Annotated in this window: 18 protein-coding genes and 1 pseudogene; 9 read left to right on the top strand and 10 right to left on the bottom strand. The window is 62.4% G+C overall.

Annotated elements, in window-relative coordinates; genetic code table 11:
* Nucleotides 1–8: 8 nt before the first annotated feature.
* Together NKH17_RS21875 and choX are read right to left on the bottom strand one after the other, a co-directional pair.
* Nucleotides 9–857: an alpha/beta fold hydrolase gene (locus tag NKH17_RS21875; protein WP_352896796.1), complete on the bottom strand. Its 849-nt coding sequence runs from the start codon at nucleotides 855–857 to the stop codon at nucleotides 9–11.
* Complete coding sequence (gene choX / locus NKH17_RS21880; protein ID WP_352508868.1) at nucleotides 854–1,789, bottom strand: choline ABC transporter substrate-binding protein; 936 nt, start codon at nucleotides 1,787–1,789, stop codon at nucleotides 854–856. The genes NKH17_RS21875 and choX overlap by 4 nt, the downstream gene beginning before the upstream one ends.
* Before the next feature lie 123 nt (nucleotides 1,790–1,912).
* On the opposite strand from choX, the gene betI reads away from it, so the two are divergent.
* The 5 genes from betI (at nucleotide 1,913) to NKH17_RS21905 (ending at nucleotide 6,053) form a co-directional block, all read left to right on the top strand.
* Nucleotides 1,913–2,515 carry a choline-binding transcriptional repressor BetI gene (gene betI, locus NKH17_RS21885; RefSeq protein WP_254820639.1) on the top strand — a complete coding sequence of 201 codons (603 nt, stop codon included), beginning with the start codon at nucleotides 1,913–1,915 and terminating at the stop codon, nucleotides 2,513–2,515.
* A gap of 112 nt (nucleotides 2,516–2,627) precedes the next feature.
* Complete coding sequence (locus NKH17_RS21890) at nucleotides 2,628–3,386, top strand: SDR family NAD(P)-dependent oxidoreductase (RefSeq protein WP_352802566.1); 759 nt, start codon at nucleotides 2,628–2,630, stop codon at nucleotides 3,384–3,386.
* Between the two features lie 143 nt (nucleotides 3,387–3,529).
* Nucleotides 3,530–4,927 (top strand): class II fumarate hydratase, encoded by a 1,398-nt coding sequence (gene fumC, locus NKH17_RS21895; protein ID WP_352802563.1) that lies wholly within the window; start codon nucleotides 3,530–3,532, stop codon nucleotides 4,925–4,927.
* Between the two features lie 159 nt (nucleotides 4,928–5,086).
* Nucleotides 5,087–5,521 (top strand): DoxX family protein, encoded by a 435-nt coding sequence (locus tag NKH17_RS21900; RefSeq protein WP_352472646.1) that lies wholly within the window; start codon nucleotides 5,087–5,089, stop codon nucleotides 5,519–5,521.
* Nucleotides 5,522–5,639: 118 nt separating this feature from the next.
* On the top strand, nucleotides 5,640–6,053 hold the full coding sequence (locus tag NKH17_RS21905) for a DoxX family protein (RefSeq protein WP_352508872.1): 414 nt from the start codon (nucleotides 5,640–5,642) through the stop codon (nucleotides 6,051–6,053).
* Nucleotides 6,054–6,220: 167 nt separating this feature from the next.
* On the opposite strand, the gene ppx is transcribed toward NKH17_RS21905, so the two are convergent.
* Together ppx and NKH17_RS21915 are read right to left on the bottom strand one after the other, a co-directional pair.
* A complete protein-coding gene (gene ppx, locus NKH17_RS21910; protein ID WP_352896798.1) occupies nucleotides 6,221–7,753 on the bottom strand; it encodes an exopolyphosphatase in 1,533 nt (510 codons plus the stop codon).
* A complete protein-coding gene (locus NKH17_RS21915; RefSeq protein WP_352896800.1) occupies nucleotides 7,753–9,954 on the bottom strand; it encodes an RNA degradosome polyphosphate kinase in 2,202 nt (733 codons plus the stop codon). Before NKH17_RS21915 ends, ppx begins: the two co-directional genes overlap by 1 nt.
* A gap of 149 nt (nucleotides 9,955–10,103) precedes the next feature.
* Here NKH17_RS21915 and NKH17_RS21920 point away from each other — a divergent pair, with 149 nt between their 5' ends.
* The gene (locus NKH17_RS21920) at nucleotides 10,104–10,349 is read left to right on the top strand and encodes a zinc-finger domain-containing protein (RefSeq protein WP_352896802.1); all 246 of its coding nucleotides are present in this window, start codon (nucleotides 10,104–10,106) and stop codon (nucleotides 10,347–10,349) included.
* A gap of 19 nt (nucleotides 10,350–10,368) precedes the next feature.
* Entirely contained in the window at nucleotides 10,369–11,598 is a 1,230-nt protein-coding gene (locus NKH17_RS21925) for an FAD-dependent monooxygenase (RefSeq protein WP_352896804.1), read from the top strand.
* Nucleotides 11,599–11,613: 15 nt separating this feature from the next.
* On the opposite strand, the gene NKH17_RS21930 is transcribed toward NKH17_RS21925, so the two are convergent.
* Nucleotides 11,614–12,285, bottom strand: a complete 672-nt coding sequence (locus tag NKH17_RS21930; protein ID WP_352896806.1) for a TIGR02117 family protein — start codon at nucleotides 12,283–12,285, stop codon at nucleotides 11,614–11,616.
* Between the two features lie 104 nt (nucleotides 12,286–12,389).
* On the opposite strand from NKH17_RS21930, the gene NKH17_RS21935 reads away from it, so the two are divergent.
* Nucleotides 12,390–12,653, top strand: a complete 264-nt coding sequence (locus tag NKH17_RS21935) for a metal-sensing transcriptional repressor (protein ID WP_023719742.1) — start codon at nucleotides 12,390–12,392, stop codon at nucleotides 12,651–12,653.
* 5 nt (nucleotides 12,654–12,658) lie between these two features.
* A pseudogene (locus NKH17_RS21940) lies at nucleotides 12,659–13,681 on the top strand (cation diffusion facilitator family transporter); the annotation flags it as partial.
* Nucleotides 13,682–13,707: 26 nt separating this feature from the next.
* Here NKH17_RS21940 and NKH17_RS21945 read toward each other — a convergent pair.
* From NKH17_RS21945 to NKH17_RS21965, 5 genes are all read right to left on the bottom strand, one after another.
* Nucleotides 13,708–15,624 (bottom strand): multicopper oxidase domain-containing protein, encoded by a 1,917-nt coding sequence (locus NKH17_RS21945; protein WP_352896807.1) that lies wholly within the window; start codon nucleotides 15,622–15,624, stop codon nucleotides 13,708–13,710.
* Between the two features lie 259 nt (nucleotides 15,625–15,883).
* Nucleotides 15,884–16,633, bottom strand: a complete 750-nt coding sequence (locus NKH17_RS21950; RefSeq protein WP_031194215.1) for an amino acid ABC transporter ATP-binding protein — start codon at nucleotides 16,631–16,633, stop codon at nucleotides 15,884–15,886.
* A 69-nt stretch (nucleotides 16,634–16,702) separates the two neighbouring features.
* Entirely contained in the window at nucleotides 16,703–17,860 is a 1,158-nt protein-coding gene (locus NKH17_RS21955; protein ID WP_352896808.1) for an amino acid ABC transporter permease, read from the bottom strand.
* A gap of 4 nt (nucleotides 17,861–17,864) precedes the next feature.
* A complete protein-coding gene (locus NKH17_RS21960; protein WP_254820739.1) occupies nucleotides 17,865–19,052 on the bottom strand; it encodes an amino acid ABC transporter permease in 1,188 nt (395 codons plus the stop codon).
* Nucleotides 19,053–19,115: 63 nt separating this feature from the next.
* Nucleotides 19,116–20,144, bottom strand: a complete 1,029-nt coding sequence (locus NKH17_RS21965; protein ID WP_254820740.1) for an amino acid ABC transporter substrate-binding protein — start codon at nucleotides 20,142–20,144, stop codon at nucleotides 19,116–19,118.
* Between the last annotated feature and the right edge of the window lie 408 nt (nucleotides 20,145–20,552).

Here is a 20,552-nt window from a genome sequence, read left to right on the forward strand (position 1 = left end):
GACTGCTCTCAGCCCAGATTGCCGGTCGCTTCGAGGTCGGCTTCATTCCAGACCTTGAAATACCGGGCGATGGCTGCCGCAACCAATGCCGGATCCTCCCAGTGCGGGTTGTGTCCGCATCGCACCGCGCTTACAAACGCGGCGGCGGGGATTTCTTCGAGGAGCCGCCGTTGGTGCGTTTCGTCGAAGAGCAGGTCGCGCCCGCCCGCAATGACAAGCGCCGGCAGGTGCAGCGTGCGCGCCTTGTCGGTCAGATCGACGCGCCGAACCTGCTCCAGGATTGCGCACCAAAGTGCCGCCGGCATGGCTGACGCTTCCTTTGCAGCCATGGTCAGGAAGTCCGCTGGAACCTCGGCCTCGCAGGCATGCCAATATTCATAGAACGGATCGGCCGGCGATATCGGGTCTCGAAGTGCCCGCACACCAATGGTCATCGGGTGATCCTCACCGATCTGCGGCCGCAGCGTTCCGGCCATCAGCACCAGGCCACCGATCATCTCGGGGTAGCGCGCGGCTGCCTCGATCGCCACCATGCTGCCCAGGGAATGCCCGACCAGAACCGGCCGCTCGAGCCGCAATCGCTCGATCAAACCTGCCACATCTTCCGCGAAATCCGCCGGGGCGAAGCCGCGTGTCCCGGCCGGCGAGGCGCCATGCCCGCGCAGGTCTGGAATGACAAGCCGGCGCCCGGCGAGATGCGGCGCCAGCAGCGAGAAGCTGCGGCTCGTGTCGGAGAAGCCGTGCACCAGCACCAGCGCGGGCTCCTGCCCGGCGATTTCGACGCAGGCCGCTTCAGTGCTGCCGATACCGACCTTGCGCTTGCGGCCGTTCCAGCCCGCCTGATCGGCCGATATCACAGGCCGAGCTGCTGCTTGACTGCGTCGAGCGCGGGCTTGCCATCGAATGTGGTGACACCGGCAAGCCAGGCGCCGAGCCTATCCGGATTCTCCTTGACCGCCTTCAGGCCGGCTTCCTCCGGCTTCATGCCGTCATTGATGAGATAGCTCATGCCGAGATTTTCGAAATCAATGTCGAAGGCGAGATTCTTCAGCAACTGCCCGACATTCGGGCATTGCTGCAGATAGCCCTTGCGCACCTGCGTCGTCACCGTCGCGGCGCCGAAGTTCGGGCCGTAGAACTTGTCGCCGCCGCTCAGATATTTGAAGTCGTACATCGTGTTCATTGGATGCGGCGCCCAACCCTGGAAGACGATGAAGCGCTTTTCCTTGATCTCGTAGCCGACCTCGGAAAGCATGCCGGCTTCACTCGATTCGACGACCTGCCAGCCATCGAGGCCGAGCGACTTATCAGCGATGGCGTCCATCATCAGCTGGTTCGAGCCCGGCTCGATGCCGTACATCTTCCTGCCGAACTTGTCGGCGAACTTTTGCAGGTCGGCAAAATCCTTGACGCCGGCCTCCCAGACGTAAGTCGGCACGGCAAAGGTGTATTTGGCGCCGACGAGATTGACGCGCACATCGTCCACCGAGCCGTCCTTCTTATAGGGCTCGTAGTAGGTGATCATCGCCGGATCCCAATAGCCAAGGAACACGTCTAAATCATTGTTCTTCAAGGATTCATAGATGACGTTGATGCCCAGAAGCGAACTTGCCGGCTTGTAGCCGAGCGCATCGAGCAAGACGCTGGTGACGCCGGTGGTGAAGGCAAGGTCGTTCCATCCAGGCTCGGCCATGCGCACGACCTTGCACTGCTCGGGTTCAGCCGCAAAGGCCGGCTGGATCGCCAGCAGGACGCAGAGCGAGGCGCCTATTCCAAGGCAACGAAGCATTTCGGTTCTCCTCATTTCACCAACGATGTTGACCATTCGGTTTTTAAATTGTCCCAACGGTCAATCATTGATCTCGGCGGACAAAAATGTCAACGTCGGTTTTCGATGCATGGATCCCGGCCCGTGAAACTCAAGCGTCTCAGCGACATACGCCGCAAGGAGCTGCGGCAAGCCGCGTTTGCCGTGCTTCAGCGCGAAGGCATAGCTGGCGCCACCATAGAGAAAGTGGCGGCACAGGCCGGCGCGTCGAAGGGCATCGTGCTGCACTATTTCAACAGCAAGCGGGAGCTTTTCGAGCATGCCATGCGCGAATCGAACCTGGTGCTGCGTCATGCGGTGGTGGAGCGGTTGAGGCAGGCGCGTACGCCAATGCAACGGATAGATGCCATCATCGAAGGCAATTTCGAGCCGCATCTCTTCCAGCCGTCCCTCTGCCACGCCTGGCTTTCACTTTGCGCGGAGGTGCCGCGCGACGAAAAGCTTGCCCGCATCCAGAAGGTGATCCATGCGCGCATGCGCTCCAATCTGCTGTCCGGCCTGCGCGTTCTGGCGCCGGCGCGCGATGCTGACGAGATCGCGTTCGGCGTCACCGCCCTGATCGACGGGCTGTGGTTGCGGCTTGGCCTGCAGCCCGGCAGCGTTACGCGTGAACAGGCCATTCATCAGGTCAAGGATTTTGTCGCTACCCGGCTGGCTGTTCGGCGCGGTGCAGCCGCTGCCGAATAGCCAGGCGCATCAGCCGAAAGTTCATATCGTAGGATAAGCCGGAGGCTTGACCACAATCGGCAACGGCGCTGCTCTCCTTACCAGACAAGACGGCAATGCGCGGGCGTGTTGGATGAGACTAGGCGGCAAACGGGCACTGGTCACCGGCGGTTCGGAGGGGATCGGGCTGGCAATCGCCGAGGCTTTCTCGCGCGAAGGCGCGGACGTGCTGATCGTCGGCCGCAACGGCAAAAAACTCGACGCCGCCCGCGAGCAGCTCGGGAATAATGTCGAAACGCTGTCGGCCGACCTGTCGGCCAGCGCCGGCATCGACGCCGTGGTCGAGCATGCCAGGCGCGGCCCACCTCTCGATATCCTCGTCAACAACGCCGGCGTGGCATTCCTGGTACCGTTCGAGACCGTCAGCGAGGACCAGTTCCAGCAATCGTTCGCGCTCAACGTCACGGCGGTATTCTTCCTCACGCAACGGCTGTTGCCGCATCTCGCGCCGGGCGCGGCTTCCGTGATCAACATCTCGTCCTATTTTGCGCACAAGATGATCCCGAAGCGGCCGTCCAGCCTCTATTCGCTGTCGAAGGGCGCGCTCAATTCGCTGACCAAATCGCTCGCCTTCGAGCTCGGGCCGCGCGGCATAAGGGTCAACGCCATCGCGCCCGGCACGGTCGACACAGCGATGCGGCGCAGGTCGATCGAAAACCTGCCGGAAGCCGCGCAAGCCGAGCTCAAGGCCTATGTCGAGCGCAGCTATCCGCTCGGCCGCATCGGCCGGACCAGCGACCTTGCCGGCATCGCGGTCTATCTCGCCAGCGACGAGGCGGCATGGACCAGCGGCGGTATCTTTGCGATCGACGGCGGGTATACGGCCGGGTGATGAGCGCGCTCTTCCTTCTCCCGCAGGGGAGAAGGAAAAGGCGCGGCTTCAACCGATTTGCATCTCCATCGCCCGCAATCTCCGCTTGAAGGCGTTTGTGCAACGCGATACGCCGTTTGCAAATTGCAAACCGGAGAGACTTCGTGAGCGCGCCAGAGACCAGAACCGAAACCGACACGTTCGGTCCCATCGAGGTCGCCGCGGACCGCTATTGGGGCGCGCAGGCGCAGCGTTCGCTGGCCAATTTCAAGATCGGCTGGGAGAAACAGCCGGCCTCGATCGTGCGGGCGCTGGGCATCGTCAAGCGGGCGGCCGCCGAAGCCAACATGAAGCTGAAGCGACTCGATCCGGCGATCGGCAAGGCCATTATCGAGGCCTCCCAGGAGGTCATCGACGGCAAGCTGAACGACCATTTCCCGCTGGTCGTCTGGCAAACCGGCTCAGGCACGCAGTCCAACATGAACGCCAATGAGGTGATTTCCAACCGCGCGATCGAGCTTTTGGGCGGCGTCATGGGGTCGAAGAAGCCTGTGCATCCCAATGACCACGTCAACATGAGCCAGTCGTCGAACGACACCTATCCGACGGCCATGCACATCGCCTGCGCCGAGCGCATCATTCACGACCTGCTGCCGGCGCTGAGACATTTGCACGCGGCACTCGACGCCAAGACCAGGGCTTTCGCCCACATCGTCAAGATCGGCCGCACCCACACGCAGGACGCGACGCCGCTGACGCTCGGCCAGGAGTTCTCCGGCTATGCGGCGCAGGTCGCCTCATCGATCAAGCGCATCGAAATGACCCTGCCCGGCCTGCAGGAATTGGCGCAAGGCGGCACCGCGGTCGGCACCGGTCTCAACGCTCCGGTCGGTTTTGCCGAAAAGGTGGCGGCGCGCATCGCCGCGATCACCGGCATCGATTTCGTCACTGCGCCGAACAAGTTCGAGGCGCTGGCCGCACATGATTCCATGGTGTTCTCGCACGGCGCCATCAATGCCTGCGCGGCGGCGCTGTTCAAGATCGCCAACGACATCCGCCTGCTCGGCTCCGGCCCGCGTTCGGGCCTCGGCGAATTGTCGCTGCCGGAAAACGAACCGGGCTCGTCGATCATGCCTGGCAAGGTCAATCCGACCCAATGCGAGGCGATGACACAGGTTTGCGTGCAGGTGTTCGGCAACAATGCGGCGATCAGCTTCGCCGGCAGTCAGGGCCATTTCGAGCTCAACGTCTACAATCCGCTGATGGCCTATTGTTTCCTGCAATCGGTACAACTGCTGGCCGACGCTTCGGTGTCCTTCACCGACAATTGCGTCGTCGGCATCGAGGCCCGCGAAGACAACATCAAGGCGGCGCTCGACCGTTCGCTGATGCTGGTGACGGCGCTTGCGCCGACGATCGGCTACGACAACGCCGCCAAGATCGCCAAAGCGGCGCATAAGAACGGCACCACGCTGCGCCAGGAAGCGCTGGCCACCGGGCTGGTCAGCGAAGCCGACTATGAGCGGCTGGTGCGGCCGGAGGACATGACGCATCCGGGCTAGGGTGTTGATATGCCTGGATCACAACACCCATGTTCATCGCGAAAACGTTACCTGGGTGAACAATCCGTAACCAATCTGGCGTCTTTGGTGAACAGTCGGCCTGCGCTAACTAGGCGGGTATCCCAAGCCGTTTGGCCAAACCCTTCTGGAGAGTTACGCATGTCCACCAACACATCCACCAACACTTCGTTTGCCGGTTCCGGCACCGCCGCCGGCGCGTCGGGCACGATCCTGCTCGGCCGCATCCTGCTTTCTGTCATCTTCCTGCTTTCCGGTTTCGGCAAGCTGACGGCGATTGCCGGCACCGCCGGCTATTTCGGCAGCCTTGGCCTGCCGCTGCCGATGGTGACCGCCATTGTCGTCGGCCTTATCGAACTGCTTGGCGGCCTGGCCATCCTCGTCGGCTTCCAGACCCGGATCGTCGGCTGGGTAATGGCGATCTTCACAGTCGCCACCGCGCTGGTCGCCCACACCGGCTGGGCCGATCAGATGCAGATGATCAATTTCATGAAGAACCTCGGCATTGCCGGCGGCTTCCTCGTGCTCGCCTCCTCGGGCCCAGGCGCGTATTCGATCGACGCCAAGCGCGGCTGAAGCAGTCCAGCGTTCCTGAACAAAGGGGCGCGGAATTTTCCGCGCCCCTTTTTCGTTGTCGGTTCATATCCGCTGGCTGGAACTCTGCTAGGATCGGTGGCCGATATCGGAGGAGACCATGCCTCGCAATGCGCTGCTCTTGCTTTCCCGGCTGCTGCTCGCCGCGCTGTTCGTGCCGTCCGGCTTCCATGCGCTTGCCGACATCGCCGGCACATCAGGCTATTTCGCCGGCCTCGGCCTGCCGCTGCCGACGCTGGTGGCTTGGGCGACAGGCCTGTTCGAGCTGATCGCCGGGCTGCTCATCCTCGTCGGTTTCAAGACGCCGGTCGTGGCGTTGCTGCTCGCTGCGTTCTGCATCGCGGCGGGCTTCCTCGGTCATTATGGCCAGGGCGGCGACGATCCGACGCTGACCTTCATGCATTCACAGATGCTGATGAAGGACATCGCAATAGCAGGCGGTTTCCTGGCGCTGGCAATGGCTGGTGCGGGCGCCTGGTCGGCCGACGGGCGGCTGGTTGCAGCGAGCGCCTAAGCTGCCGCCCGGTTTATTCGGTGTCCAGAAAAACGAACGTTGCGAGACGGCTCACATTGACGGGCCCGCGAAGAGGACGAAGATCCCGGTAACCAACAGCTGAAGAACCTGCCTGGATTTCACCGCGTTTCCCTTCCTCAACGGTCGCGACGCGACAGCGCGGGCGTCTATTTGACAGACATGCTAGGCCCGCCCTCGACCGCCAGCACCAGCCGGCGGTTGGTGACCCTTGCCAGCTGTGCCAGCCGGCCGGCCGGCCGCTCGCCGTAAAGATCGGCCAGCGCTGCCGGCAGCACCAGCGCCAGCACGCCATTGCCGCGGTTTTCCCATTTCAGTCGCGGCATGACGCCGGGCATTGCCGCGCTCAGCAAATAGACGACGCGCAGCAGCGCGGCCAGCACGCGGGCGCGCTCGAGATAGCGCGGTGTCGCCAGCCCGCGGATTTCCGGAGCGGCTTCATTGAACACGCCCTCGTGGCGAAACAGGCTGACAAGCGCCAGGAAGGCGCGGCCGGGATGGTCGACGCCAATAAACGAGGCGTGAGCGATGATGTTGAGCGATTGCTTGCCGCGATACTCGGGATGGGCACGCCAGCCGATATCGGCGAGCAGGCAGGCGGCGTGGCGGTAGCGCGCCTCATCCCTGGTTTCGTCGATGCCGAAGGCGGCGAACGCCTTGCCGGTCCATTCGACAAGCTCATGCGCGTGGTCGACCGAGCGCGAGCGGAGGCGGGCAAGCTCTTCCGCCGCCGAGATCAGTGGATCGGCCTTCTGCTCGACCTTGTCGAGCAGCGAATAGAGAAAGCCCTCGCGCACGCCCAGCGCCGACACGATGATCTTCGACGGCTGCATCGCCGCCATGATCTCCTGCAGCACGATGGCGCCATAGGGCAGCAGCGAGCGGCGGTTCTTGGAGATGCCCTCGATGCCTTTGATCTTATCGATCTCGGCTTTGGCGACCTGCCTGAGGAAGTTCGCGGCGCTTTCGATGCCGATCTCGTAGTGGTGCATGACGCCGAGCGGGTAGTTGGTCATTTCCATGTGCAGCCGGGCGAGGTTTCGCCAGGTGCCGCCGACCGTGTAGAAGGCCCTGTCCTGCCCGCCCTTCAGCAATTTCGCCCGCGCCAGTTGCTCGCGCGTGATCCTTGCCGCCTGGGCCAGCGAGTTCTTCGCCATGTCCTGCAGGCGCAAGCCGCCCAACGGCAGCGTGATGCCGTCACCGATCGTCTCACCGTCGATATCGATCAGTTCGAGGCTGCCGCCGCCAAGGTCGCCGGCGATGCCGTTGGCCGGGTGGAAACCGGAGATGACGCCGAGCGCCGAATAATGGGCTTCCTCGCGGCCGCTGAGCACCTGGATCTCAGTCCTGAGCACATCCTCGGCGCGGTGGATGAAGTCGGGGCCGTTGACGGCCTCGCGAGCGGCGGCGGTGGCCAGCACATACATGCGCTCGGCGCCAGCCTGGTCGGAGAGCGCGCGGAAGCGGCGGAACTCTTCCATCGAACGCGTCACCGCCTCGGGATCGAGCTTTCCGGTCGAAACGATGCCGCGGCCGAGGCCGGCCAGCATCTTTTCGTTGAACAGCAAGGTCGGCGAGCGCGCCAGCCCCTCATAGATCACAAGACGGATCGAGTTCGACCCGATATCGATGATGGACAGCGGTCGGCGGTCCTGGAGCCGGCCCTGGGACGCTGAAATCATCAGCCCGTCGCTGCGTTCTGTTTCTTGCGGCGTTTGAACTGCGCGATGCGCTTGGGCGCATGCGACTTCAACGCATCGCCCCTTCCGGACAGGCTCGGATTGGTCATGAAATATTCCTGCGCGTTGAACGGTTCCTCGCCCTCCTCCAGCACGACGCGCCGGGAGGTTCCGTCAGCCAATACGTCGAAACTTTGCTGGTTGTCCATGATGTTGCCGAGCATGATCTGGCCGAGCACCTGCTCATGCACAGTTGGATTGGTGATCGGCACCATGGTCTCGACGCGGCGGTCGAGATTGCGCGGCATCAGATCGGCCGAGGAGATGTAGACGATCGCCCCGTCCGAGGGCAGGCCGTGGCCGTTGCCGAAGCAATAGATGCGGCTGTGCTCGAGGAAGCGGCCGACGATCGACTTCACCCTAATGTTCTCCGACAGGCCGGGCACCTGCGGTCTCAGGCAGCAGATGCCGCGCACGACGAGATCGATCTCAACGCCGGCGCGGCTGGCATCGTAGAGCGCGTCGATGACGATCGGGTCGACCAAGGCGTTCATCTTCATCCAGATGCGGGCCGGTCTGCCCTCCAGCGCGTGGCTGATCTCATCCGAAATGTGCTGGAGGATGCGGTCGCGCAGCGTGAACGGCGAGATGGCCAGCCGCATCTGCTCGGCCGGCTCGGCATAGCCGGTGATGAAGTTGAACAACTGGGCGACATCGCGCGCGATTGTCGGGTCGGTGGTGAAGAAGGACAGATCGGTGTAGATGCGGGCGGTGACTGGGTGGTAGTTGCCGGTGCCGAGATGCACGTAATTGCGCAGCCTGCCGTCCTCGCGCCGCACGACCAGCGACATCTTTGCGTGGGTCTTCAGTTCGAGAAAGCCGAAGACGACCTGGACGCCGGCGCGCTCGAGGTCGCGCGCCCAGCGGATGTTGGCCTCCTCGTCGAAGCGCGCCTTGAGCTCGACCAGCGCCGTCACCGACTTGCCGGCTTCCGCCGCATCGACCAAAGCCCGTACGATCGGGCTGTCGTTGGAGGTGCGGTAGAGCGTCTGCTTGATCGCCACCACTTCCGGGTCGGCCATTGCCTGGCGCAGAAACTGCACCACCACGTCGAAGGATTCGTAAGGGTGGTGGACGATGATGTCCTTCTCGCGGATCGCGGCAAAACAGTCGCCGCCATGCTCGCGGATGCGCTCGGGAAAGCGCGGATTGTAAGGCGTGAACTTCAGATCGTCGCGAGCAACGGCGACGATCTCCGAGATCTGGCTGAGCGCCAGCGGACCGGTGAGCACGCTGATCCGGCTGGCCGAGACGCCGAGCTCGCCGGCGACGAAATCGCGCAATTCGGCCGGCATCGACCTGTCGAACTCGATGCGGATGACCGAGCCGCGGCGTCGCCGCTTCAGCGCCGTCTCGAACAGCCGCACCAGATCCTCTGATTCTTCCTCGACCTCGATATCGCTGTCGCGGATGATGCGGAACGTGCCGGAGCCCTTGACCTCATAGCCGGGGAACAGCTTGCCGATATAGAGACTGACCGCCTCTTCGAGTGGAATGAAGCGGACATGATGCTTGCGATCCGGCAAACGGATGAAGCGCCTCAGCGCCACCGGCAGGCGCAGAAGCGCGCTCATTTCCTCGCCGTTTTTGCGATGGCGCAATTGCAGCGCCATCGAGAAACCGAGATTGGGAATGAATGGAAACGGATGCGCCGGGTCGATCGACAGCGGGGTCAGGACCGGAAATACCTGCTCCTGGAAATGGTCCTCGAGCCAGGTCTTCTCGTCCTTGGTCAGCGCATCGCGAGTGATGCTTTCGATGCCTTGTTTGTCGAGCAGCAGCATCAGCGCCGAAAGGCTGTTCTGCTGGTCCTCCTGCAGGCGCTCGACCTCGCGCAGCAATTGTTCGAGCTGCTGCTCGGGAGTGCGCCCATCCGGGCTCTTCAGCACGATGCCCTCGCGCACCTGGCCGGCAAGACCGGCGACGCGGACCATGAAGAACTCGTCGAGATTGGCGGCCGATATCGACAGAAAGCGCACGCGCTCGAGCAGCGGATGATTTGCGTTCAGCGATTCCTCGAGCACGCGCCGGTTGAATTGCAGCCAGGAAAACTCGCGATTGACGAAGCGGTCGGGATTGCCGCCTTCGCGGCTCGCGGCCTCGACACTGATGAATTCGTTCTGGACCGGCTTCAGTTCGTTCATGATTCCCGCTCTTCGCACACCGTTCGACGATCACAGCCTTAACCGGCTCAACTTATCCTCTGACAGGCTTTTGCGACAGTTTCATTTCATCGATCTTGCAAAGAGATGGGTTATGATCCAGATGCAATCGACAAGATCAGGAGACGACGATGGCAGGCGGTTCCATTCCCCATTTCCAGAACGATGCGGGCTATCCGGCAATCGACATCGGCGTCAAGGAATTCATGTGCACCGGGGCCAATCCGCCTTTCGACCACCCGCATGTATTTCTCGATATGGGCGACGACAATGAAAAAGTCTGCCCCTATTGCTCGACGCTCTATCGCTATTCGCCCAAGCTGAGGGCATTGGAAACGCAGCCGCCGGGCTGCCTCTATATCGACCAGGCCGCCTGATTCTTCCGCGACAAGCCTGATGCGACAAACGCAGTCCCGGCAGGTGGTCATCGCCGGGGCGGGCGTCGCCGGGCTGACCGCGGCACTGGCCTTCGCCGAGCGCGGCTATCGGATAAAACTGTTCGAACAGGCGCAGCATCTCGAGGCTGCCGGCGCCGGCATCCAGCTTTCACCCAACGCGACACGCATCCTTCGACAATTCGGCGTACTCGATCGGCTGTTGCCGACGGCGGTGCGGCCGGAGGCGGTCGTGCTGAAGGATGCCGTCACGCTGCGCGAGCTGGCGCGCGTACCGCTTGGCCATGTGGCTGAAACGCGCTGGGGAGCACCCTATCTCGTCGCCCACCGCGCCGACCTGCAGTCAGCGCTGATGGAGCGGATAGCCGAGCGGTCCGAGGTCAAGCTTGTCACCGGTGCCCGCGTCGGCGGCGTCGCAACCGGACCGAATGGCATCACCGCAACAGTCGTTGCCGGCACGACCATCGAAGCCGAAGCATCGTTGCTGGTCGGAGCCGATGGCGTCTGGTCGTCGGTGCGAGAAACGCTCGCCCGTGAGGGGGCCGATTTCCGGAGAAGCAGCTTCTCGGGCGAGCTGGCCTGGCGCGCAACGGTGGCCGCGGACAGCCTCGCCGGACAAGCCTTCAGGGTGATCGGTGCGCCGGATTGCGTTACCACATTCCTCTATCCAGGCTTCCATATGGTCGCCTATCCGGTCAGCCGTGGCGCGGTCTTCAACCTCGCGGCCTTCACCAAGGGCGAGCGCATCGCCGAGAGCTGGTCGGGACATGCCAACCCCGCCATCCTCGCCAGCGCCATGCGCGGTACCGCGCCGGCGCTGGTCCGTCTGGCGAGCGAGGCCGCGCCATGGACGGCATGGCCGATCCATACCGTCGAGCAGCGGCGGTGGACGACGCCGGAGGGCATAGCGCTGATTGGCGATGCGGCGCATGCGATGACGCCGTTTGCCGCACAGGGAGCGGCGATGGCGATCGAAGACGCGGTAACCCTTGCCGGTTTCGTTGCCAGCTCGCCTGCCGACCTCAGCAGCGCGCTTGTCGCCTGGGAACAGGCGCGGCGGCCGCGCGTATCCCAGGTCGCCCGCCGCGGCGCCCTCAACCGCCTCGCCTGGCATGCGGCCGGGCCGGTGGCGATGGCCCGCAACCTGTTCCTGGCGATGCGCTCACCCGAAAAACTCGCCGCTGATCTGGACTGGCTCTATGGCTGGCGGGCGGACGCTCGGCGGTCCTAAGTCATCGGAGCCTTGTCAATTGTAAAGCCGCATCGACAGGCTAAGCGAGGCCGGCAGCGGGTTCCACCAGCCGGTGCGCAGGCCGGCGGTGCGCAGTGCCGCCGCCGCCCAGGTGTTGCAGCCGACCAGCGCGTTGAAATGGCCATTGGCTTCGAAGAAACGATCGAAACGGGAGTAGGCCGCATCCTCGATCGGCATGGCCCCGTTCGGTCCCTGCTGAAAACTCGCTGCAATGAAATCGAGCAGCGCCGCAAAGCGTTCCTCACTTACGTCGAAGCCGGCGACGTCGGGATGCGGCTCGGCGATTTCGCCTGAAATGTCGACATGCATCACCGAGGCATCGACGGTCAGCGCCTTCATCACCGGCACTGCCTTCAGTTCCGACCAGGTCGGCGTCTCGAGATAGAAGGCGCGGCCGCCCCAGCCGAAGACGATGTAGCGGACCTCCGCCATGTCGGCCGGAATGCCGGCATCGACCAGGAAGTGGAAGCGCCGGCGCACATCGTCGTCGACCGGGATGGCGATGTCGGTGTGGATCGGATTTTTCAGCACCACGATGCGGTGGCTTGCGCCGATCGGATCGGCAGCGGCCGCCGGCCAGAGCGGGCGCGGCAGCAGGGTGCCCATCGCCACCGCAAGGACTGCTGCAACGACCAGCAGGCCGAGAAAACGAGCAAGCTTCTTCATGGGGAAGACATAGGCCAGGCAATGTTCAAGGTGAAGCCTCTCGAGAAATTGCACAGCTGACTTAGAGCTTGACGCGTATCCTCCCGGGGAGGATATCCAGAGGCATGTCAGATCACCTCCACGCTTCGCATCCTTCCATCATAAAGCGCCTGAAGCGCGCGCAAGGCCACCTTGCGGCGGTGCTGGCGATGATCGAGGCGCATCGCCCTTGCGTTGATCTGGCGCAGCAGCTTCATGCCGTCGAACGGGCCATCAGCAGCGCCAAGCGCGAGCTGATCAACGATCACATCGAGCATTGCCTGACGGACAGCGTCGAAACCGGCGGCAACTCGCTGGCGGAACTCAAGCAGCTGGCGAAATATCTGTGAATGCCATCGTAGCCCGCATTCTGGAATGGCTCGGGTTCGGCTCGCACGCCGCACATCATCACGGCGATCACGGTCCGCACGATCACAGCCATGGCGTCATCGATGCGACAATTGCCACCACCGATCGGGGCATCTGGGCAATCAAATGGTCGTTCGCAATCCTGGTTATCACCGCAGCGCTGCAGATGGTCGTGGTTGTGCTGTCGGGAAGTGTGGCGCTGCTGGCCGACACGATCCACAACATCGGCGACGCGACCACGGCGATCCCGCTATGGATTGCGTTCGTGCTGGCGCAGCGCAAGCCGTCGCGGACCTTCACCTATGGCTTGGGCCGGGTCGAGGATCTGGCCAGCATCATCATCGTGCTCATCATACTGTTCAGCGCTGTAGTCGCCGCCTACCAAGCCATCGACAGGCTGATCAATCCACAAGCGGTGACGCACCTGGGCTGGCTGGCGGCGGCGGGCATTGTCGGCTTCCTCGGCAACGAGGCGGTTGCCGTGTTCCGTATCCGCGTCGGCCGCGAAATCAACAGCGCGGCACTGATTGCCGACGGCTATCACGCCCGCACCGACGGACTTACCAGCCTTGCCGTGGTCATCGGAGCCATCGGCGTCTGGCTCGGCTTTTCCTTGGCCGACCCGATTGTCGGCCTGCTGATCACGATTGCGATCTTCGGTATCGTCTGGCAATCGGCCCGCTCGGTGCTGACCCGCATGCTCGATGGAATCGAACCCGGTGTGATGGATGAAATCCGACATGCCGCCGAGCACGTTCCGGGCGCACGCATTGTCGATGCCAAGGCGCGCTGGATCGGTCATAGATTGCACGCCGACATCGCAATTGCCGCAGACGAAACCCTGCCGCTCTCGGAAGCGAACAACATCGCGGCAGCGCTGAAGGACGAACTGTCCCAGCATATGCCGGCCTTGGCTACGGCGAATGTGCGGTTTTCAACCGAACGTGGAGAGAACGACCAATCCTCACCCTCACGAGAAGTGCATGACGAAAACCACGGCCACGAGCACTGACGCTCCCTTTTAGACGGCTACGGTCAGGTGACATCGATGACGACCATCAGCCCGCCTCCGCCCTTCTCCTCGACATTGTTGTTCGTGGTGTGATGCGGGATGTGGCAATGGATCAGCCATTTGCCCGGACGCTGCGCCTTCCAGATCACGTCGTAGCGCTGACCCGGCCCGACATTGACCGTATCGGCAAGGAAACGACCGGAGGCAAGGATCGTTTCGCCGTCGCGGGCAACGACCTCGAACGGTCCGCCATGGATATGCATCGGATGGATGAAGCCGTTGTTGGTGCCGATGAACCGCACCTTGAGCGTCTCGCCAACCTTCATCGGGATCGTCTCGGTCGAGGGATAGGCCTTGCCGTTAATGGTGAAGAAATTCGGCATGCCGCCGTCCATCGGCATCGACGGGTAGGTCAGCCCTTCCCGCTCCAGCCATTCCTGAAGCTCGATGACGTAATCATGGTCGGCCGCGACCTCGTCGGCGGGATTGGCGGGATCGATGATCAGCGCACCGTAGAGGCCGAGCGCCTGGGTCCGGTCCGGCTTGGCATGGGGGTGGTAGAAATAGGTTCCGTGCTGGGTCGCCGTGAATTCATAGGAATACGATTGTCCAGGCTCGATCGGCGGTTGGGTAATCTCAGCCGGTCCATCCATCTGGTTCGGCAAGATCATCCCGTGCCAATGGATGGTTGTTTCCTCAGGCAGGCCGTTGGTGACGTTGATCCTGACCCGATCGCCCTGGCGGATGTGGATACGCGGACCAGGAATCTGGCCGTTATAGGCGTAGGCATCGACCGCAATGTTCGGCAGGATTTGCCAGCGGACCACCGAAGGCCTGAGCTCGAATACCTTGATGCCGTTCTCCATCCGAAACGGCAGGTCCTGGTCACCCCTTACCGTCAGGCCATAAGAGGCGGCCACGAGGCGCGGATCGGTGGCGGCCATGTCACGCATCGTATCGGCCGGCGTGTCGCGATCCATGATCATGCCTCGCGGCATGATCACCCCGCCGACGTCGCGCGCCGACAGCGTCAGGTTCAGCCAGTTCGCCGGCGCGATCATGCCGATGCCGAGCGCCAGCAGGGAGACGGCACCTAGGGCAGCGACCTGCGGCGTCGTGGCATCTGTCTCCATGTGATGGCCGCCGCCTTTGCCTTTGTGGGAAGCCATATCGTGGCGCTGCCCGCGATGGCCGCTGGCGTCGGCCTGCTGCATTTGCATCTGCGCATGTTGCCTCGTGGCAGGCTGCTCCCGACCATCGATGCCGGCTGCCTGCGCGCGCTGCGTCATCAGCCCATGCTTCAGCCCCCGCGCGACCAGCCAGACATTGGCCGGGTAGGCAAGCGCAAAGCCGGCGATGACGCCGATCGACATCACGCCCCAGAACAACAGCTCCGTCGGTTCCATCGCGCGCATGTCGCGGCCCATCATCAGGAAGCTCATGACCGGTGCCATGCCGGCCATCATGAAGTTCATGGAGATGAACTCGGGCAGGAAGCTCTTGCGCACGTTCTCCCAATAGGTGCCGCCCATCGTCGATTTCATGAACAGCGATTGGAAGATGAACAGGCCGAAGGCAAAGCCGGCCAGATATTCGACAATCAGGTCGATCCACATCGGCAGGCCGAGCGCCGCCGTGACGGCGGCGGCAAGAATGATGCCGGTGGCATCGCCGGCGACGCAGTGGATGGTGGAGCCGACGCCCTGCTTCCAGAGCGGCCGGGTGAAGAGTTCATGCTCGCCGGGCCGGGGCTCCTTGTCGGCGAGCACGTAGAGCAGCAAGCCGAGCGGACCCATATAGAGGGTGACCAGAATGAAGCCCCATTTCATCACCACCGGCTCGGGATTGTTGCGATATTGGTCGAAGCCGACATAAAGCGTCGAAGCCAGCGCCAGCGCGAACCAGACGACGAGGAAATAATCGATCGGTTGGATGAGCATCAGGATGAACCCGTGACCTGCCGCCGCACGCGCCCACGCGGCTCGCTATACAACTCCCAATGGCAATGAACGCAGCCGGCGCGCTTATGATCCGCGCCGGCCTTAGTTACCAGGTTGCAACGTGACCACTCGAACGACCTGAAGCACGCTTGCTATCTTCTCGCGCAACGCAAGGTCAGCGCTCGTCGAATATGCTCGGAGCCGAGCAAGACAGAGAGGCTTGATCCGCCCGCTCTTGTCCCGAACCCGGCGTACAGGATCAATGCAGTATCTGCGACAGGAACAGTTTCGTGCGCTCGTGGCGCGGGTGGTCGAAGAACTCGGCCGGCGTGTTCTGCTCGACGATCTGGCCTTGGTCCATGAAGATCACCCGGTTGGCGACTTTGCGCGCAAAGCCCATCTCGTGGGTGACGCAGAGCATGGTCATGCCTTCCTCCGCCAGCCCGACCATCGTCTCCAGCACTTCCTTGATCATTTCCGGATCGAGAGCCGAGGTCGGCTCGTCGAACAGCATGATCCGCGGGTTCATGCACAGCGAGCGGGCGATCGCCACGCGCTGTTGCTGGCCGCCGGAAAGCTGGCCGGGATATTTGTTGGCCTGTTCCGGAATCTTGACGCGCGTGAGGAAATGCATGGCGATTTCCTCGGCCTGCTTCCTCGGCATCTTGCGCACCCAGATCGGCGCCAGCGTGCAATTTTCCAGAATGGTCAGATGCGGGAATAGGTTGAAGTGCTGGAACACCATGCCGACCTCGCGGCGCACCTCGTCGATCTTCTTCAGATCGTTGGTCAGTTCCTTGCCGTCGACGATGATCTTGCCCTTCTGGTGTTCCTCCAGCCGGTTGATGCAGCGGATCATCGTCGATTTGCCGGAGCCCGACGGGCCGCAGATGACGATGCGCTCGCCGCGCATCACCTTTAGATTGATGTCCTTCAGCACATGGAATTCGCCGTACCATTTGTGCATGGCGATGATGTCAATGGCGACATCGGTGGTGGAAATGTGCATCTTGGCGGCATTGACCTTGATCTCTTCCGCGCTGACGGCGTTTTCTATGGCCATGACAAGGTCCCCTTTTTAGCGTTTGTGGCCGGTGTCGAGACGGCGTTCCGTGTACATTGAATAGCGCGACATGCCGAAGCAGAACAGCCAGAAGATGAAGGCCGCGAACACCAGGCCGGATCTGGCCGTCTGCGGCGTCGCCCAATTGGCGTCGGAGAAGTTCTGCTTGACGATGCCGAGGAGGTCGAACATCGAGATGACGATGACCAGGCTGGTGTCCTTGAACATGCCGATGAAGGTGTTGACGATGCCGGGAATGACCAGCTTCAGCGCCTGCGGCATGACGACCAGGCCCATCTTCTGCCAGTAGCTGAGGCCGAGCGAATCGGCGCCCTCATACTGGCCTTTGGGGATCGCCTGCAGGCCGCCACGCACCACTTCGGCCATGTAGGCGGCGGCAAACAGCGACACGCCGATCAGCGCGCGCAGGAACTTATCGAAGCTGACGCCGGCCGGCAGGAACAGCGGCAGCATCACGCTGGCAAAGAACAGCACCGTAATCAGCGGGATGCCGCGTACCGTCTCGATGAAGATCACGCACAGCAGCTTGACGATCGGCATGTTCGAGCGCCGGCCGAGCGCCAGCACGATGCCGATCGGCAGCGACACGGCAATGCCGACGAAGGACAGGCTGAGCGTCACCAGCAGTCCGCCCCAACGCGACGTCTCGACATGCGGCAGGCCGAATAGGCCGCCGACCAACAGAACGAAGGCGACGACCGGCAGTACAAGAAAGAGAAGAATGGCATTCAGCCCCTTGCGTGGTACGCGCGGAATGAGCAGCGGCACCAACAGTGCCACGAACAGGATGGCCACCACGATCGGCCGCCAACGCTCCTCGATAGGATAGGTGCCGAACATGAACTGGCCGAATTTGGCGTTGACGAATGCCCAGCAAGCACCGGTCCAGCCATCCGGCTGGATGCCGCCTTGCGCTACGGTGGCGCAGACCGAGCGATCCGGTCCGGTCCACTGGGCGTTGATGAAGGCCCAATTGATGATTTGGGGCAGGATCATAGCGACCAGCGCGATGCCGACGACGGTGAGAATGGTGTCGCCCGTGGTGGCAATCAGGTTCTTGCGGATCCAGGCGGTGAGGCCACGCTCGCTCGACGGCGCCGGTTGGGCCAGCGCCATCTCCGTCCGCACCCAGGACATGTCGTGTTCCTGCATGGCCCTACCTCTCCACCAGCGCCATCCTGGCATTGACGACGTTCATGATCGCCGACGTGATCAGGCTTAGCGCGAGATAGACAGCCATCATGATCACCACGCCTTCAACCGCCTGCCCGGTCTGGTTCAAGACAGTGCCGGCAGTCGCCGTCAGGTCCGGATAGCCGATGGCGATGGCGAGTGAAGAGTTCTTGGTCAAGTTCAGATACTGGCTGGTCAGCGGCGGAATAACGATGCGCATCGCCTGCGGCACGACGACAAGCCTGAGGATCGATCCCGAGCGCAGCCCAAGTGCCGCGGCCGCCTCGGTCTGGCCCGTGCTGACGCCCCTGATGCCGGCGCGCACGATCTCGGCGATGAAGGCGGCCGTATAGCAGGACAACGCCAGATAGAGTGACAGGAACTCCGGTCTGACCTGAAAGCCACCGACCAGGTTGAAAGTCGATTGCTTCGGGAATTCGAAGCTCAGAGGAAAGCCGCTCAGCGCGTAGGCCAGCAGCGGCAGGCCGACAATCAACGCTATCGATGTCCAGAGCACCGGGAATGGCTGACCCGTCGCCATCTGCCGCTGCCGCGCCTTGCGGGCGACGAACCAGGCCATGGCAATGCCGAGGAGCAGGGCGACCAGGATCAACCAGGAGCCCTCGCCCCAGACAGCGCGCGGAAAATAGAAGCCGCGCTGGTTGAGAAAGGAGCCGAACGGCAAATTAATGCTCTCGCGCGGCGGCGGCAGCACGGCGAGCACGCCGGAATACCAGAAGAAGATGACCAGCAGCGGCGGGATGTTGCGGAAGACCTCGACATAGACCGTGCAGATCTTCCTGATCAGCCAGTTGCGCGACAGTCGGCCAATGCCGACGATGAAACCGATGATGCTGGCGGTAATAATGCCGACGACGGCCACGATCACGGTGTTGATGAAGCCGACCAGGATGGCTCGGAAATAAGTCGAATCCGACGAATAAGCGATAGCGCTTTCGCTGATGTCGAAGCCGGCGCGGCCCTTGAGAAAGCCGAAACCGGAAGCGATGTGCAAGCGCGTCAGATTGACGATGACGTTGTGGGTAACCCACCAGACCCCCGCTACCAGCAGGACGAGGACCAGCGCTTGAAAGAATATACCGCGGACACGAGGATCATTAATGAGGGAACCGCGGCTTGGCCCCTCGCGAAGAACTTCCTGCGATGCCATTCGACAGTCCTCTGGAAAGAGAGACCGGAAGGCAGACGATCTGCCTTCCGAATCCATTTTCGATCAGCGGATCGGCGGAGCGTATTGCAGACCACCCTTGGTCCACAGCGCGTTGATGCCGCGCGCGATCTTCAGCGGGCTGCCCGAGCCGACATTGCGCTCGAACATCTCGCCGTAATTGCCGACGGCCTTGACGATGTTGACGACCCAGTCGTTGGAGACGCCGAGATCGGTGCCGATCTTGGTGTCGGCTTCCTGGCCGAGCACGCGCTTGATCTCGGGACTGTCCGAGTTCTTCATCTCGTCGACATTGGCCTTGGTGATGCCGAGTTCCTCGGCGTCGAGCAAGGCGAAATAGGTCCACTTGACGATGTGGTACCATTGGTCGTCGCCCTGGCGTACGGCCGGCCCAAGCGGTTCCTTGGAGATGATCTCGGGCAACACGACGTGGTCGGCCGGCGCACCGAGTGTCAGGCGGATGCCATAGAGGCCCGACTGATCGGTGGTGTATACGTCGCAGCGGCCGGCGTCATAGGCGGCGTTAACCTCTTCCAGCTTTTCGAAGACGACAGGATTGTACTCCATCTTGTTCGACTTGAAATAGTCGGCAAGGTTGAGCTCGGTCGTGGTACCGCTCTGCACGCAGACCGCCGCGCCCGAAAGCTGCAGCGCCGAGTTCACGCCCGGAAGCTTCTTGGCGTTGATCATGAAGCCCTGGCCGTCATAATAAGTCGTGCCGATGAAGTTCAGGCCGAGTGCGGTGTCGCGATTGATGGTCCAGGTGGTATTGCGCGACAGGATGTCGATCTCGCCCGACTGCAGAGCGGTAAACCGCTCCTTGGCACTGAGCGGTGTAAACTTCACCTTGGTGCCATCGCCGAACACGGCAGCCGCCACAGCGCGACAGAAGTCCGCGTCGATGCCTTGCCACTCACCCTTGTCGTCCGGCGCCGAGAAGCCGGCCAGACCGGTCGAGACGCCGCATTGGATGAAGCCCTTCGCTTTGACATCGTCGAGCGTGGCCGCCGAAGCCGCCGAAGCCGCGAATCCAAACGCGGCGGCGCCCAAAACGCCGATTGCAATGTGTTTCATGACCCACAGACCCTTTTCTGTTTTTTCCAGGCGAACCTGACTTTTTCCCGTGTGAACGCAGCTATGTAATCCCGGCCCATCACCGGAATCGCGCATCGTAACCGACGCGCTGCCTCCCATTCACGAACAACATCGAAGGCGATTATTCCTGTGAGGTCAAGGGAAATGACCAAATCCGAAAGACTTTGAAAACCAACCGCCTGAAATGCCTGAATTGCAGACAAACGCGCTCGCAAATTGGTCAGCGCGCCAATTAAGCCGGCAAAGTCCGACCGTGACTTGCCAAGCGCACCTGGCAGCCGTTCAGAGGATCTACGGCGCATTGCTGAATTGGCATATTCAAGACCTTGGCCTGGCGAGTGCGGTGCGGTTGCGCGGCCAATGCCGCCGCACTATGGCTAACGACCA

This window comes from Mesorhizobium sp. M1334 (assembly GCF_040317995.1).
Lineage (GTDB): Bacteria > Pseudomonadota > Alphaproteobacteria > Rhizobiales > Rhizobiaceae > Mesorhizobium.